The organism is Phenylobacterium sp. (genome assembly GCF_031425575.1).
GTDB lineage: Bacteria > Pseudomonadota > Alphaproteobacteria > Caulobacterales > Caulobacteraceae > Phenylobacterium.
The window spans coordinates 1-13,518 of record NZ_JANPJP010000228.1; the positions used below are offsets into that span (position 1 = coordinate 1).

A 13,518-nucleotide genomic window follows, 5' to 3' on the forward strand; every position below is an offset into this window, starting at 1 on the left:
TCCCCGAAGGCCTGGGCGGCCATGCGGATCTCGTGGCTCTTCATCCAGTTGATGTTGCCCTTGATGGTGTTGATCTCACCATTGTGGGCCAGCATGCGGAACGGCTGGGCCAGCCGCCATTGCGGGAAGGTGTTGGTCGAGTAGCGCTGGTGGAAGATGGCCACCGCCGCCTCGAACCGCTCGTCCCGCAGGTCGGGATAAAACTCGTCGATGCTCTCGGCCAGGAACATGCCCTTGTAGATCAGTGACCGGGCCGACAAGGAGCACAGGTAGAACTGCTGGATGCCGGCCTGGGCCACCCGCTTCTCGATGCGCTTGCGGCACAGGAACAGCGCGCGCTCCAGGGCCTCGCCGTCCAGGCCCGCGGGCCCGGCCAGCATGATCTGCTCGATCTCGGGGCGCGTGGCGTTGGCCTTCTCGCCGATGACCCGGGTGTCGGTCGGCACCTGGCGCCAGCCATAGATATAGAAGCCGAACCGCAGGGCCTCGGCCTCGACGATGGTGCGGGCCGACTCCTGGGCGTTGAGGTCGTTGCGCGGCAGGAAAACCTGCCCCACGGCGATGGGCCCGGGCCGCAGCCTGTGCCCCGTGCGCTGCACCTGGTCGGCGAAGAAGTCCTGCGGGACGCTGACCAGCACGCCGGCGCCGTCGCCGGTCTTGCCGTCGGCGTCGATGGCGCCCCGGTGCCAGACGCTCTTCAGCGCCCGGATCGCCAGCTCCACCACCTCGCGGCGCGGCTGTCCGTCCAGGGCGCAGACCAGGCCGACGCCACAGGCGTCCCGCTCGCTGTCGGGGTCATAGGCATGGCCGTCTATGAGCCGCTGGCGGTTGGAAATGAATCGCGCCGTATCGGCTGCCCCCCACCGCTCGTCCCGGCGAAGGCCGGGATCCAGATTCATCTGGGGCGCTTGGTGGGCTTCACCTGGGTCCCGGCCTTCGCCGGGATGAGCGGGAAACTGGCTCATCATCTTCACTCCGCCGCGACCCGCGCGGGTTCCGTCAGGTAGCGGTGGATGGCGTCGGCGGCGTCGCGGCCGTCCTTGATCGCCCAGACCACCAGGGAGGCGCCGCGGGCGATATCGCCGGCCGCGAACACGCCGGGCAGGTTGGTCATCAGGGTGCGGAAGTCGGCCTTCACCGTGCCCCAGCGGCTGACCGCCAGGTCCGGGGCCGCGAGGCCGCGCGGCAGGTCCTCGGGATCGAAGCCCAGCGCCTTGATCACCAGGTCGGCCGGCGCCTCGAAGTCCGCGCCCTCGATCTCCTCCGGCGCGGCGCGGCCGGTGGCGTCGGGCGCGCCGAGACGCATGCGGGCGGCCCTGACACCGGTGGCCATGCCGGCTTCGCCCAGCACGGCCCGGGGCGCGGCCAGCCATTCGAAGACCACGCCCTCCTCCTCGGCGTGGGCGACCTCGCGGGCCGAGCCCGGCATGTTGGCGCGGTCGCGGCGATAGAGGCAGGTCACCGACTTCGCCCCCTGGCGCACGGCGGTGCGCACGCAGTCCATGGCCGTGTCGCCGCCCCCCACCACCACCACGTCGCGGCCCTCGGCGTGCAGCTGGCCCGAGGCGTATTCCGGCACGTCGTCGCCCAGACCCGCCCGGTTCGAGGCGATCAGGTAGTCCAGCGCCGGCGTCACCCCCGCCGACCCCGCGCCGGGAACCACCAGGTCGCGGTCGGCATAGACACCGGTCGCGATCAGCACACTGTGATGCGTATCGCGAAGCTCATCGAGGGTGGCGTCGAGGCCCACCTCGAAGTTCAGCCTGAACTCGACCCCGCCCTCGGCGAGCCGCTGGGTTCGCCGCATCACCACGTCCTTCTCCAGCTTGAAGCTGGGGATGCCATAGATCAGCAACCCGCCGGCCCGGTCGTGGCGATCATAGACGGTGACCGCGTAGCCCATCTCCCGCAGGCGCTCGGCGGCGGCCAGGCCCGCCGGCCCCGCCCCGATGATCCCCACCGACTGGCCCCGGTCGCGTCCGGGGATGAGGGGCTGCACCCAGCCTTCCTCCCAGGCCTTGTCGGTCAGGTAGCGTTCGACCGCGCCGATGGTCACGGTCCCGTGCCCCGACTGCTCGATGGTGCAGGAGCCCTCGCACAGGCGGTCCTGCGGGCAGATGCGGCCGCAGATCTCCGGCATGGAATTGGTGGCCTGGGAAAGCTGGTAGGCCTCCTCCAGCCGCCCCTCGGCGGTCATCCGCAGCCAGTCGGGGATGTTGTTGTGCAGCGGGCAGTGGGTCTGACAGAAGGGGATCCCGCACTGCGAGCAGCGCGAGGCCTGCTCGCGGGCCTTGGCGTCAATGAAGTCGGCATAAATCTCGTGGAAATCGCCGTTGCGCGTCGCCGCTGACCGCTTGGGAGGCGTTGTCCTCTCCACGGTCGTGAACTTCAGCATCCGCTCGGCCATGGCCGGTCCTCCGCCCCCTCATGGGCGAAAGCCTTTTACGCGCCTTTTCAAGGACCCGAAATGCAATCATCCAGGAATTGTACTAAAATGGTCAGGTAACTTCGCTTTGACTGAGATCATCCCGCGCAACACGACAAAGTCGTCCACAAACGGGATGAACCTCAAATTTACCCCGTTCCCGCCCCTTACCTCCACTTCATCCTCTGCCGAAAGTCGCTCGAATGTCCGATTGGATCGCCGCCATCATCCTGGGCATCGTCGAGGGGGTGACTGAGTTCATCCCGGTGTCCTCGACAGGCCACCTGCTGCTGACCAAGTCACTGCTCGGCCTGCCGAACGGGTTCTGGGACACCTTCGCGGTGCTCATCCAGCTGGGGGCGATCCTGGCCGTGGTGGCGCTCTATTTCGGCAAGCTCTGGAAGGCGTTGATCGGCTTGCCCACCAGCGCCGAGGCGCGCGGGTTCGCGCTCTCCGTCCTGATCGCCTTCATCCCCGGCGCGGTCCTGGGCCTCGCACTCCACGGCGTCATCAAGGAGGTGCTGTTCGAGAGCCCGCGCCTGATCTGCTGGTCGCTGATCATCGGCGGGGTGGGTCTGCTGGCCCTGGACCGCTGGGCGCCGGCGCCCCGGGAGGAGGACGCCATGAAGCTCTCCTGGAAGACCTCCCTGGTGGTGGGGCTCTTCCAGACCCTGGCCCTCATCCCCGGGGTCTCACGCTCGGGCGCCACCATCGTCGGCTCGATGCTGATGCGGGTGGAGAAGAAGGCCGCGGCCGAGTTCTCCTTCTTCCTGGCCATCCCCACCATGGCCGGCGCCTTCGCCGTCGACCTCTACAAGAACAAGGATGCGCTGAGCATGGACCAGGCCGGCGTCATCGCCCTGGGTTTCGCCGTCAGCTTCATCGTCGGCTTCATCGTCGTCCGCGCCCTGGTGGACTTCGTCGGCCGCCACGGCTTCGCGCCCTTCGCCTGGTGGCGGATCGTGGTGGGGGCCGGTGGTCTGATCTGGATGGCGATCGCCAGCCAGTAGGGACTGGCCGCTAGAGCCTTTTAGGGTCAGATGGAATCATCTGACCCGTTCAAAAAGGCTCTAAACTCAAAGAAGTAGAGCGCGCCGGACGGGTTAACCGGCTTCCACTTAACCCTGGCGCGCTCTAGGCGACGGCCGTCAGGCGCTCGACCTCGTCGGCGTACTGGCCGCCCTTGCGGAAGCGGTAGAGGTAGGCCGGCACGATCCCCTCGACGGCCGTGGCCTCGATCCCAAGCTCGGCCAGGCCGGGCTTGGCGCCCGACACCACGTTGTCGGACTTCAACAGCTCGACCTGGTCCTCGGTCAGGGGCGGCGCCCAGGGGGTAAGGGCCAAGAGCTCGAAGACCTTGCCCATCAGGGCGGCGACCGGGAAGGGCAGGGGGACCAGGAAACGCTTGCGGCCGGTCTCGGCCAACACCAGTTCCATCAGTTCGCGGAAGCTGTAGGCGCGCGGACCGCCCAGCTCATAGGTCTGGCCAGCGCAGGCGGGATCAGTGACGCAGGCGACGATCGCCTTGGCCACATCGCCCACGAAGACCGGCTGCAGCTTGCCGTCCCCGCCGCCGATCAGCGGCAAGGCCGGGCTGATCATGGCCAGCTCGCCGAACCTGTTGAAGAAGTCGTCGTCGGGCCCGAACACCACCGACGGCCGCACGATGACCGCGCCGGGGAAAGCTTCGCGCACGGAGTCCTCGCCCATGGCCTTGGTCCGCGCATATTTCGCGCCGGACTCCGGATCGGCGCCCAGGGCCGAGATCTGCACCAGGCGTTCGACGCCCATCTCCCGGGACACCGCGGCGACGTTGCGCGCGCCCATGGCGTGGATGCTCTGGAATTTCTGGCGGCCGGTCTCGTAGAGCACGCCCACCGCGTTCACGACGGCGTAGGCCCCCTCGACGGCGCGGCGGATGGAGGCCTCATTGCGGACATTGGCCTGCACCACCTCGATCTGCCCGACATCGCCGAGCAGGCGCATCTTGTAGGCCAGGTGCGGCTGGCGCACGGCGACCCGCACCCGCCAGCCCTGCTTGGCCAGCGCGCGGACAACCTGTGCGCCGACAAAGCCCGAACCGCCGAAGACGATGACCAGATCCTGCATGGAGTTTCGACCGGATTTAAGTGGCTCTTGAAGCGCTTGCGATAGACGAAGCCACCCCGCGCCGCAATGCGACTTGAAAGGAAGGTGAAGCGGGGCGTTGACCGGGCCTAGGCGGCGCCCTAAGGAACCCCCCTCGCGCGATCCGGTGGATCGGGCCCAGGTGGCGGAATTGGTAGACGCGCTGGCTTCAGGTGCCAGTGGCTTAACGGCCGTGAAGGTTCGAGTCCTTTCCTGGGCACCATCCCTCTCCCTATATGGGAGAGGATCTAGTTTGCGCCGGAGCGAGGCGACCTTGGCGAATCATCTGCACATCGGCGATTTACCCAAGGGCGTCTTCGCCGACGCGACCTCGGTCGCGGTGGATTCCGAGACCATGGGCCTGAGGCTCGGCCGCGACCCGCTCTGCGTGGTGCAGATTTCCGACGGCAAGGGCGACGCCCATCTCGTTCAGCTCGACCGCGCCACCTATGACGCGCCCAACCTCAAGGCGCTGCTGACCGACCCGGCGGTGACGAAGATCTTCCACTTCGGCCGCTTCGACATCGCCATGTTCCACCTCCACCTTGGCGTGGTGACGGCGCCGGTCTATTGCACCAAGATCGCCTCCAAGCTGGCCCGCACCTATACCGACCGCCACGGCCTGAAGGACGTGTCCAAGGAACTGGCGGGGATCGACATGTCCAAGGCCCAGCAGAGCTCCGACTGGGGTGCCGCCAAGCTCAGCGACGACCAGATCGCCTACGCGGCCTCCGACGTCCTGCATCTCCACGCCCTGCGTGATCGCCTGGACGCCATGCTGGTGCGTGAGGGCCGCGACCACCTGGCGCGCGCCTGCTTCGACTTCCTGCCTCACCGCGCCCTGCTCGATGTGGCCGGCTGGGAAGAGGTCGACATCTTCGCCCACATGTGAGGCTCGGGTGACCGCCGCCTTCGCTGACCAGAGCCACACGCCCTACAGCGCAGACTTCGAGCGCTGGCGGGAGCGTTCGCGCCTTGTCCGGCGCCTGCGGGTGATCCTACCGGCGGTGATCGGTCTGATCCTGCTGACCATGGTCGGCTTCGTCATCCAGAGCACGCTGGCCGGCGCCCAGGATAAGCCCCAGGACGCCGACGCCCCCATCCAGCTGGTGAATCCCCGCTTCCTGGGCCGTGACGACAAAGGTCGCGCCTTCGTCCTGACCGCCAAGACCGCCGTGCGTGACCCCAAGGACTACCAGCGGGTGATGCTCGACACCCCCATGTTGATCCTCGACGAAGAGGGGCCGCGCCCGACCCGCATCTCGGCCAAGGCCGGAGTCTACCGGGAGGACAAGCGCGTGCTCAATCTTGAAGGCGGGGTGAAATTGAACGGCGGGGACGTGAATTTCGCCACCGCCACCTCCATCTTCAATACCGCGACCGGAGAACTCGAAGGCGCGGGCGAGATCAAGGGGGCTGGCGCGCTTGGAGAAATCATCGCCAAGTCCTATGGCGTGTACGACAAGGGCGAACGCATGGTGTTCAAGGGCGGCGTACACACCCGCGTCGAGTCACACTAGGCATTCAGGCGGCATGGGCATGATCAGGCTAGCGAATATGAAGCACTGGGCGGCGGGCGTCTTCGCCTGCGGGTTGATCGCGGCCGGTCCGGCTGCGGCGCAACTGGCGCAGAACTCCGACGCCCCGGTGGATATCACCGCTGACGAGCTGGAGGTTATCAACGCCCGGTGCCTGGCCACCTATTCCGGCGGCGCCGAGGCCCTGCAGGACACGGTTCGCCTGCGGGCCGACGTCTTGAAGATCTATTACAAGCCCAACCCCTCGGCGAAGCCGGGTGGGGCGGGCCAGGCGGGCGCGGCCTGCGGCAACCAGCTCGACCGCATGGAGGCCAACGGCTCGGTCTACTATGTGACCCCCCAGCAGCGAGTGCGCGGGGACGCGGCGGTCTATGACGCCGCGGCCGACACCATCACCATCACCGGCGACGTGGTGGCCGTCCAGGATCGGAATGTGCTGCGCGGCTCCAAGCTGGTGATCAAGGTCGCGACCGGGGACGCCCAGATGCAGAGCGGCGTGAAGGGGCGCAACAAGCCCGGCCGCGTGCGCACCGTCCTCTATCCCCAGCAGCAGGCGGGACCGCCCGCCGCGCGGCGCTGAGGGTGAAGCCTGAGAATTTCGAAGCTCTCCCGGGTCTGGCCGGGGAGGGGCTTGTGGTCGATAACATCGGCAAGTCCTTCCGTGGCCGGCCGGTGGTGAAGGGCGTGACGCTGAGCCTGCGCCGCGGCGAGGTCGTGGGCCTCCTGGGCCCCAACGGCGCGGGCAAGACCACCTGCTTCTACATGATCACCGGCCTGATCCCGGCCGACTACGGCGCCATCTATCTGGACGGTGAGAACATCACCGCCCAGCCCATGTACCAGCGCGCTCGCATGGGGGTCGGCTACCTGCCTCAGGAAACCTCGATCTTCCGGGGCATGACCGTGGAAGAGAACGTCATGGCGGTGGTGGAGCTGCGCGCCAAGGATATGGGCGAGGCGCGGGCCACCGTGACCCAGCTGCTCACCGACCTGCACATCGAACACCTGCGCAAGGCGCCGGCCATCTCGCTGTCAGGGGGGGAGCGCCGACGGGTCGAGATCGCTCGCGCCCTGGCCAGCGAACCCTCCTTCATGCTGCTGGATGAGCCCTTCGCCGGCATCGACCCCCTGGCCATCTCCGATATCCGCGAGGTGATCGCCTTCCTGAAGGGCCGGGGCATCGGCATCCTGATCACCGACCACAATGTCCGCGAGACCCTGGACATCATCGACCGCGCCGCCATCATCCATGCTGGCGAGGTGTTGTTCGAGGGCACGCCGGCCGAGATCGTCGATGACCCCGAAGTTCGCCGCGTCTATCTGGGCGAACGTTTCGGCTGACGACACCGGGCGTTTCGCCGCCGCCGCAGGCGCGAATTCCAAAAATCGACGGCAAAAAACATGGTTAACCAGAAGGTCGCGGTCAGGTTAACTAATCGCTGGTGATTGCACGCCTAGCCTGTCCAGCAAGAAACAGGCCAGGAGGCGATTTTGGCGCTCGGCGCGCGTTTAGAGATGCGGCAAGGCCAGGGGTTGGTGATCACCCCCCAGCTGCAGCAGGCCATCAAGCTGCTGCAGCTCTCCAACATGGAGCTGGAGACCTATGTCGAGGGCGAGCTGGAGCGGAACCCGCTGCTCCAGCGCGACGAACGCGACTCTGAACCCGATGTCGAGGCCGGGCCCCGCGACGCCGAGGACTTCGCCTCCGACAACATTCCCGAGGGCGCCGCCGAGGCGCACATGGACGTCACCCACGAGGCCGAGGCCTCGCCGGGTGAGCGCAACACCGGGGACGCCGAGGGCGCCGGTGAGGCGGGCGGCGCCGTCGACTGGTCCCGCGCCGGCAAGGGTGGCTCCTTCGAGGACTCCGACGACTTCGAACAGCGCCTGACCCGCGAGAAGACCCTGGCCGAGCACCTCTACGACCAGCTGATGGTCGCGGGCTTCAGCGGCATCGAGTATGCGGCGGCCACAGTCCTGGTCGATAGCGTCGACGAGGGCGGCTATCTGCGGGTGGACATGGCCGAGACGGCCGGCCGGTTGGGCTGCGACCTCACCTTCCTGGAAGACGTGCTGCGCATGCTGCAGCGGTTCGAGCCGATCGGGGTCTTCGCCCGCGACGTGCGTGAGTGCCTGATGCTGCAGCTCAGGGAACGTGACCGTTGCGACCCGGCCATGACGGCCCTGCTGGACAATCTGGATCTGCTGGCCAGGCGCGACCTCTCGGCCCTGCGCAAGGCCTGCGGGGTCGACGACGAAGACCTGAAGGACATGATCTCCGAGCTGCGGGCCCTGACGCCCCGGCCGGGTGCGGCCTTTGGCGGGGAGCCCAGCCAGCCGGTGGCGCCCGACGTCTATGTGCGTGAGGGCCTGGGCGGCCTGTGGCATGTGGAGCTCAACTCCGACACCCTGCCCCGCCTGCTGGTGGACCAGCGCTACCACGCCCGGGTCTCAGCCGGGGCGCGGACCGACCAGGAGAAGGTGTTCGTGGCCGACTGCATGGCCAGCGCAAACTGGCTGGTCAAAAGCCTCGACCAGCGGGCCAAGACCATCCTGAAGGTGGCCAGCGAGATCGTGCGCCAGCAGGACGGCTTCCTGGCCTATGGCGTGGAGCACCTGCGGCCCCTGAACCTGAAGACCGTCGCCGACGCCATCGGCATGCACGAATCCACCGTCAGCCGGGTGACCTCCAACAAGTACATCGCCACCCCGCGGGGCATGTTCGAGCTGAAGTTCTTCTTCACTTCCGGCATCGCCAATTCCGGCGGCGGCGAGGCCCACTCCTCAGAGAGTGTTCGCCATAAGATCAAGCAGTTGATCGACACCGAGCGGGCCGAGGCCGAGGTCCATTCCGACGACCGGATCGTCGAGATCCTCAAGGAAACCGGCGTCGACATCGCCCGGCGCACCGTGGCCAAGTACCGCGAGGCCATGCGCATCCCGTCCTCGGTCGAGCGCCGCCGGGTCCTCAAGCACGCCTAGACCAAGGGCGCCGCAAGGCCCTCCGCCGCGAAGGTCGCCTGGACCGCCGTGCGGTCCAGCACCCGCTGCGCATGGGCGCCCAGGACGGGCAAGTCGCGGGCCGGGCGGGGCAGGGTGCGGCCCCAGCGCACCATCATCAGCAGGTAGAGGTCGGCGGCCGAAAACCCAGACGGCAGCAGCCAGTCGCGGCCCTCGAGCTGGCCGGCGATGACCTCGAAATTGGCCATCATCCGCTTGCCGGCCGCGGCCTTGGCCGAGGCCTCGTGGGCCGGATCGTCAATGTACTCATGGGGGTAGAACCAGGATCGGAACTCGGCCTGGGTGGTGTTGGCCAGGTGGACCATCCACTTGTAGTAGTCGGCCCGGTCGACGGCGCCGAGGCGCGGCGCCAGGCCGGAGTGGCGGTCGGCGAGGAAGAGGGCGATGGCGGCGGTCTCGTAGAGAGCCCGGCCATTCTCCACCAGCACCGGGATGCGGCCGTGGGGGTTGAGCTTCAGGTAGTCGGCGCCGGCCTGCTCGCCGGCCTCACGGTCCACCAGCTTCAGGGTGAAGGGGACCCCCAGCTCGCGGAGCATCATGTGCGGCAGCAGGCTGGCGGTGCCGGGGGAATAGTGCAGCTCGTACATGTTGGTCTCCGCGGAGGGATCAGGCGGCATATTGCTCGGCGATCTGGACTGCGTTCAAGGCGGCGCCCTTGAGGAGCTGATCGCCTGACAGGAAAAGGCTCAGGGTGCGGCCGGTGGGATCCGACGCGTCACCACGAAGCCGACCGACCAACACGTCATCGACGCCCGTCGCCTCGCTGGGCATGGGGAAGTGGTTGTTTTCATTGTCGTTCACGAGCCGCACACCCGGAGCGTCGGCGAGCCACGACAGGGCCTCCATGGCCGTTACTTGACGGTCGAACTCCACGTTGAGCGCCATGGAGTGGGCCCGCAGCACCGGCACCCGGATGCAGGTGAAGGTGACCCGCAGGTCCGGCGTCCCCATCAGCTTGCGGATTTCGGCCATCACCTTGGTCTCCTCGCCATTGTAGCCGGTGGCCGGGTCGATGGCGGTGTTGTGGCTGAAGACGTTGAAGGCGTAGGGGTGCGGCAGAACCTTGGGGGTGAAGGCCTCCCCGGCCAGGTAGGCTGCGGTGGACAGCTCCAGCTCCTCCATGGCCGCCGCGCCCGCGCCGGAGGCCGACTGGTAGGTCGACCCGATCACCCGGACGATGGGGTTGCGGGCGTGCAGGGGGGCGAGCGCCATCACCGCGATGGCGGCCACGCAGTTGGGGTTGGCCACGATCATCGGCCGGTCGGCCAGCAGGCCGCCATTGACCTCCGGCACCACCAGGGGCGTGGCAGCGTCCATGCGGAAGGCCGAGGAATTGTCGACGACGACGCAACCCCGGGCCGCGGCGATAGGGGCGAACTGGCGACTGATGGAGGCGCCGGCCGAGAACAGGGCGATATCGACGCCGTCGAAGGCCTCCGCGGTCAGGGTCTCCACGGCCACGGGCAGGCCCTTGAACAGCAGAGTCCTGCCGGCCGAGCGGGCCGAGGCCAGCAGCTTGAGCTGGCCCACCGGGAAGCCGCGGCGTTCGAGGCAGCCGATCAGCTCGGCGCCCACCGCGCCGGTGGCGCCGACAATGGCGACGTTGAGCAGGCGCTGGCGGGCGGGACGTTCGAGGTCTTGCAGGGACATAGGTCGTTCTCCGGGTTGAGACCGGAGGGCGGGGCTGTCTTTGAAGTCTGCGAGACGTTCAGCACCCGACCTTCCGGCGGGGTGCTGGGGGTTGCTACGCGGCGTGCACGCGCGAACCCCCAGGCCCCGAGAGCCCGGTGGTTTTAATGGCGCGTTTAATGACGGCGATCCGCATGGCGCGCCTCCTAGCCGAAAAGCAGCGCTGCTGTAAAGCGCGCGACGATTCGCCCCTTCGCGCGTTGTGCTGACGCCGCACCCGGCGATATGAGACCCCATGCCCGACCGAGAGTTTCCGCAGCACCTGAGTCTCTCGGCCCACATCCGCGCCCTCGGCGACCAAGCCGCGGAGAAGGTGACCCTGGGCGAGATCATCGACTCCTTCGGGCGCCGCGCCTTCGGCGCCCTGATGTTCGTGCTGGCGATGCCCAACCTGCTGCCGCTACCCCCCGGCTCCAGCACCATCCTTGGCGCGCCCCTGCTGCTGATCTCGCCGCAGATGGTGATCGGTTTCCAAACCCTGTGGCTGCCGAGATTCCTCGATGACCGCCAGATGAGCCGCGCCGAACTCGCCCATGGCTTCAGCAAGCTACTGCCCTGGCTGGAGCGCATAGAGCGTGTTTCGGGACCGCGCCTGGTGTTCATGTTCGGGCCGGTGGGCGACCGCCTGATCGGGCTGATCTGCACCCTGCTGTCCTTCGTGCTGATTCTTCCGATCCCGCTGGGCAATCTGCTGCCCGCCCTGACCATCGCCGTTCTGGCCTTTTCGATGGTTCAGAGGGATGGGCTGCTGGCCCTGGCGGGCTACGCCCTGGCGGCCACATCGGCGGGGGTGCTGTTCCTCAGCGCCGGCGTCGTGATCGCCGCCGTACACCATCTCGTGGGTTGGTTCGGAGGCGCTTGACACCTTCGGCGGTCAGGCGTGTTGTCGCTTCATGCAAGTCTTAGTATCCGGCAAGCATGTCGCCGTTGGGGAGGCCCTGCGTGAGCGGGTCACCGACGAAATCACCGGTTCTATCGGCAAGTACTTCGACCGTGGCGGCGCCGCGGACGTGGTCGTGAGCCGCGAGGGCCATTCCTTCAGAGTCGACTGCGCATTGAAACTGGCCACCGGCCAGGCGCTGCAAAGTCACGGTCTGGGCGCCGACGCCCACGGCGCCTTCGATGCGGCGCTGGCCAAGATCGAGACGCGGGTGCGCCGCTACAAGCGACGATTAAAAAGCCACTCGCCGCAGGCCGCGGCGCGCGCCGCCGAGACCGCGTCCTATTTCATCATCCAGTCCCCCGAGGGCGAGGATGAGGACGACGGCTGGGACCTGGGCGACGAGGACCAGGCCTCTCATGACAGCCATGCCCTGCCCTCAGCCATGGTCATCGCCGAGACGGAAAAGGACATCAAGACGATGACCGTTTCCGGGGCGGTGATGGAGCTGGACTTGACGGAATCCCAGACAATCGTGTTTAGGAACGCCGCTCACGGGGGTTTGTCCGTGGTTTACCGCCGGCCCGATGGGAATATCGGCTGGATCGACCCGGAACGCACGAAATCGGCGCACGGGAACGGCGCGAACGGAACCTCGGCCTAGGGTCCCAGATTAGGGGCCCTGGAGTTGGAGCGTGACGCAGGCCCTTAGCCGCGCGTCACGCCCCCACGCTTCGGACTTCCGGCACGGCCGTGCATCGATCTGGTTCGCACGGGCTGGCTCTGATTTGTTTTGGGCGTCACGACACAATGCTGATCGGTGAGATTCTTGAGCGCGCGGCTATTGCGCCGCGTGTCAGCGCCCTCAACAAGCGCCAGGTTCTGGCGCTGGTCTCCGAGATCGCCGGGCGCCAGTTCGGCCTGGACGCCGGAGTGATTCTCGACGCCCTGGCCGAGCGCGAGACCGCCAGCTCCACTGGGGTCGGCTACGGCGTCGCCGTGCCGCACGCCCGCCTGGACGGACTGCAGCGCATGCGCGCCGTCTTCTTGCGCCTGGACCACCCGGTGGCCTTCGATTCCGTCGACGACCTGCCGGTGGACCTGGTCTTCGCCCTGTTCGCGCCGCCCGATGCGTCCACCGAGCACCTGCGCACCCTGGCGCGGGTGTCGCGCTTGCTGCGGCAGGCCGATTTGCGCGAGCAACTACGACAAGCTAAGACGCCAGACACCATCCACGCCCTGCTGGTGCAGGAAGCCCGTTCGAGCGCGGCTTAGGTCTAGGGTCCTTCTCCCCTTGCGAGAGAAGGTGCTGGACGGAGACCATCGGATGAGGGATCGCGCGCCCGCCTTCCGCAGGCTTGTCATGGGCTGCAACGACACGCGCGTGCGAAGGTGCGCTGATCGGGTCCCTTGCGACGCCGTAACGGGATGCGCATGAAGCGAAACAGCTAGATGTGCATTTCACTTCCGCGAGCAGGGATGCGCTGGGTTTGGCCGGCGCTGGTTTTCGAAGGGTTCGCCCCTCGGGCGAACAGAAGACGAAGTGGATCGGGAATTGTCTTTCAACACGGGGGATGGATTGTCGACGAACGATAGTCGGGGTGCGGTCGGATCCGATGAGTTTGGTCGGAACTTCTGGCGCACGGCTCTGCCAACCGAGGTGGCTCTTCCCGAGTTGTCGGCTTCGTCTCTTGGCGACATAGACTTCCGCCTACTCGCGGACAACCTGCCTACGCTCTGCTGGATCGCCAATGGCGACGGATACATTGTCTGGTACAATCGGCGTTGGCATGAATACTGTGGATCCACGCCCGAGACGATGGAGGGGTGGGGCTGGC

At 67.3% G+C, this 13,518-nt stretch carries 14 protein-coding genes and 1 tRNA gene; 10 read left to right on the forward strand and 5 right to left on the reverse strand.

The features are described from left to right. Together RMO97_RS12720 and RMO97_RS12725 are read right to left on the reverse strand one after the other, a co-directional pair. Positions 1-899: class II glutamine amidotransferase (locus RMO97_RS12720; protein WP_409035311.1), on the reverse strand; the 899-nt coding region annotated here is incomplete at its 3' end. Between the two features lie 71 nt (positions 900-970). Next, the gene (locus tag RMO97_RS12725) at positions 971-2,407 is read right to left on the reverse strand and encodes an NAD(P)-dependent oxidoreductase (protein WP_310541432.1); all 1,437 of its coding nucleotides are present in this window, start codon (positions 2,405-2,407) and stop codon (positions 971-973) included. A gap of 221 nt (positions 2,408-2,628) precedes the next feature. Between RMO97_RS12725 and RMO97_RS12730 the strand changes: the two genes are divergently transcribed. Beyond that, positions 2,629-3,435: an undecaprenyl-diphosphate phosphatase gene (locus RMO97_RS12730; RefSeq protein WP_310541433.1), complete on the forward strand. Its 807-nt coding sequence runs from the start codon at positions 2,629-2,631 to the stop codon at positions 3,433-3,435. A gap of 124 nt (positions 3,436-3,559) precedes the next feature. Here RMO97_RS12730 and RMO97_RS12735 read toward each other — a convergent pair whose 3' ends face one another. Beyond that, the gene (locus tag RMO97_RS12735; protein WP_310541434.1) at positions 3,560-4,534 is read right to left on the reverse strand and encodes a complex I NDUFA9 subunit family protein; all 975 of its coding nucleotides are present in this window, start codon (positions 4,532-4,534) and stop codon (positions 3,560-3,562) included. A 154-nt stretch (positions 4,535-4,688) separates the two neighbouring features. On the opposite strand from RMO97_RS12735, the gene RMO97_RS12740 reads away from it, so the two are divergent. From RMO97_RS12740 to rpoN, 6 genes are all read left to right on the forward strand, one after another. Next, positions 4,689-4,775: transfer RNA gene (locus RMO97_RS12740), tRNA-Leu, on the forward strand. Between the two features lie 51 nt (positions 4,776-4,826). Continuing rightward, a complete protein-coding gene (locus RMO97_RS12745) occupies positions 4,827-5,444 on the forward strand; it encodes a ribonuclease D (RefSeq protein ID WP_310541435.1) in 618 nt (205 codons plus the stop codon). 7 nt (positions 5,445-5,451) lie between these two features. Continuing rightward, on the forward strand, positions 5,452-6,072 hold the full coding sequence (gene lptC / locus RMO97_RS12750) for an LPS export ABC transporter periplasmic protein LptC (protein WP_310541436.1): 621 nt from the start codon (positions 5,452-5,454) through the stop codon (positions 6,070-6,072). Between the two features lie 19 nt (positions 6,073-6,091). Then, the gene (locus RMO97_RS12755; RefSeq protein WP_310541437.1) at positions 6,092-6,670 is read left to right on the forward strand and encodes an LptA/OstA family protein; all 579 of its coding nucleotides are present in this window, start codon (positions 6,092-6,094) and stop codon (positions 6,668-6,670) included. 35 nt (positions 6,671-6,705) lie between these two features. Continuing rightward, positions 6,706-7,431, forward strand: a complete 726-nt coding sequence (gene lptB, locus RMO97_RS12760) for an LPS export ABC transporter ATP-binding protein (protein WP_310541444.1) — start codon at positions 6,706-6,708, stop codon at positions 7,429-7,431. Between the two features lie 150 nt (positions 7,432-7,581). Next, the gene (gene rpoN, locus RMO97_RS12765; RefSeq protein ID WP_310541438.1) at positions 7,582-9,072 is read left to right on the forward strand and encodes an RNA polymerase factor sigma-54; all 1,491 of its coding nucleotides are present in this window, start codon (positions 7,582-7,584) and stop codon (positions 9,070-9,072) included. Here the strand turns inward: rpoN and RMO97_RS12770 are convergent. Together RMO97_RS12770 and RMO97_RS12775 are read right to left on the reverse strand one after the other, a co-directional pair. Next, a complete protein-coding gene (locus tag RMO97_RS12770) occupies positions 9,069-9,698 on the reverse strand; it encodes a glutathione S-transferase N-terminal domain-containing protein (RefSeq protein WP_310541439.1) in 630 nt (209 codons plus the stop codon). The genes rpoN and RMO97_RS12770 overlap by 4 nt on opposite strands. Before the next feature lie 19 nt (positions 9,699-9,717). After that, on the reverse strand, positions 9,718-10,761 hold the full coding sequence (locus tag RMO97_RS12775) for an aspartate-semialdehyde dehydrogenase (RefSeq protein ID WP_310541440.1): 1,044 nt from the start codon (positions 10,759-10,761) through the stop codon (positions 9,718-9,720). 274 nt (positions 10,762-11,035) lie between these two features. Between RMO97_RS12775 and RMO97_RS12780 the strand changes: the two genes are divergently transcribed. From RMO97_RS12780 to RMO97_RS12790, 3 genes are all read left to right on the forward strand, one after another. Continuing rightward, positions 11,036-11,662 carry an exopolysaccharide biosynthesis protein gene (locus tag RMO97_RS12780; RefSeq protein ID WP_310541441.1) on the forward strand — a complete coding sequence of 209 codons (627 nt, stop codon included), beginning with the start codon at positions 11,036-11,038 and terminating at the stop codon, positions 11,660-11,662. Between the two features lie 31 nt (positions 11,663-11,693). Then, positions 11,694-12,344 (forward strand): ribosome hibernation-promoting factor, HPF/YfiA family, encoded by a 651-nt coding sequence (hpf, locus tag RMO97_RS12785; protein WP_310541442.1) that lies wholly within the window; start codon positions 11,694-11,696, stop codon positions 12,342-12,344. 146 nt (positions 12,345-12,490) lie between these two features. Then, positions 12,491-12,955, forward strand: coding sequence for a PTS sugar transporter subunit IIA (locus tag RMO97_RS12790; RefSeq protein ID WP_310541443.1), 465 nt, complete (start codon positions 12,491-12,493; stop codon positions 12,953-12,955). Positions 12,956-13,518 lie beyond the last annotated feature (563 nt).

Bases quoted from the DNA above. Each gene is read 5' to 3' on its own strand.
- RMO97_RS12725 (WP_310541432.1), bottom strand. From the start codon at position 2,407: ATGGCCGAGCGGATGCTGAAGTTCACGACCGTGGAGAGGACAACGCCT.
- RMO97_RS12730 (WP_310541433.1), top strand. From the start codon at position 2,629: ATGTCCGATTGGATCGCCGCCATCATCCTGGGCATCGTCGAGGGGGTG.
- RMO97_RS12735 (WP_310541434.1), bottom strand. From the start codon at position 4,534: ATGCAGGATCTGGTCATCGTCTTCGGCGGTTCGGGCTTTGTCGGCGCA.
- RMO97_RS12755 (WP_310541437.1), top strand. From the start codon at position 6,092: ATGATCAGGCTAGCGAATATGAAGCACTGGGCGGCGGGCGTCTTCGCC.
- RMO97_RS12770 (WP_310541439.1), bottom strand. From the start codon at position 9,698: ATGTACGAGCTGCACTATTCCCCCGGCACCGCCAGCCTGCTGCCGCAC.
- RMO97_RS12775 (WP_310541440.1), bottom strand. From the start codon at position 10,761: ATGTCCCTGCAAGACCTCGAACGTCCCGCCCGCCAGCGCCTGCTCAAC.
- RMO97_RS12780 (WP_310541441.1), top strand. From the start codon at position 11,036: ATGCCCGACCGAGAGTTTCCGCAGCACCTGAGTCTCTCGGCCCACATC.
- hpf (WP_310541442.1), top strand. From the start codon at position 11,694: ATGCAAGTCTTAGTATCCGGCAAGCATGTCGCCGTTGGGGAGGCCCTG.
- RMO97_RS12790 (WP_310541443.1), top strand. From the start codon at position 12,491: ATGCTGATCGGTGAGATTCTTGAGCGCGCGGCTATTGCGCCGCGTGTC.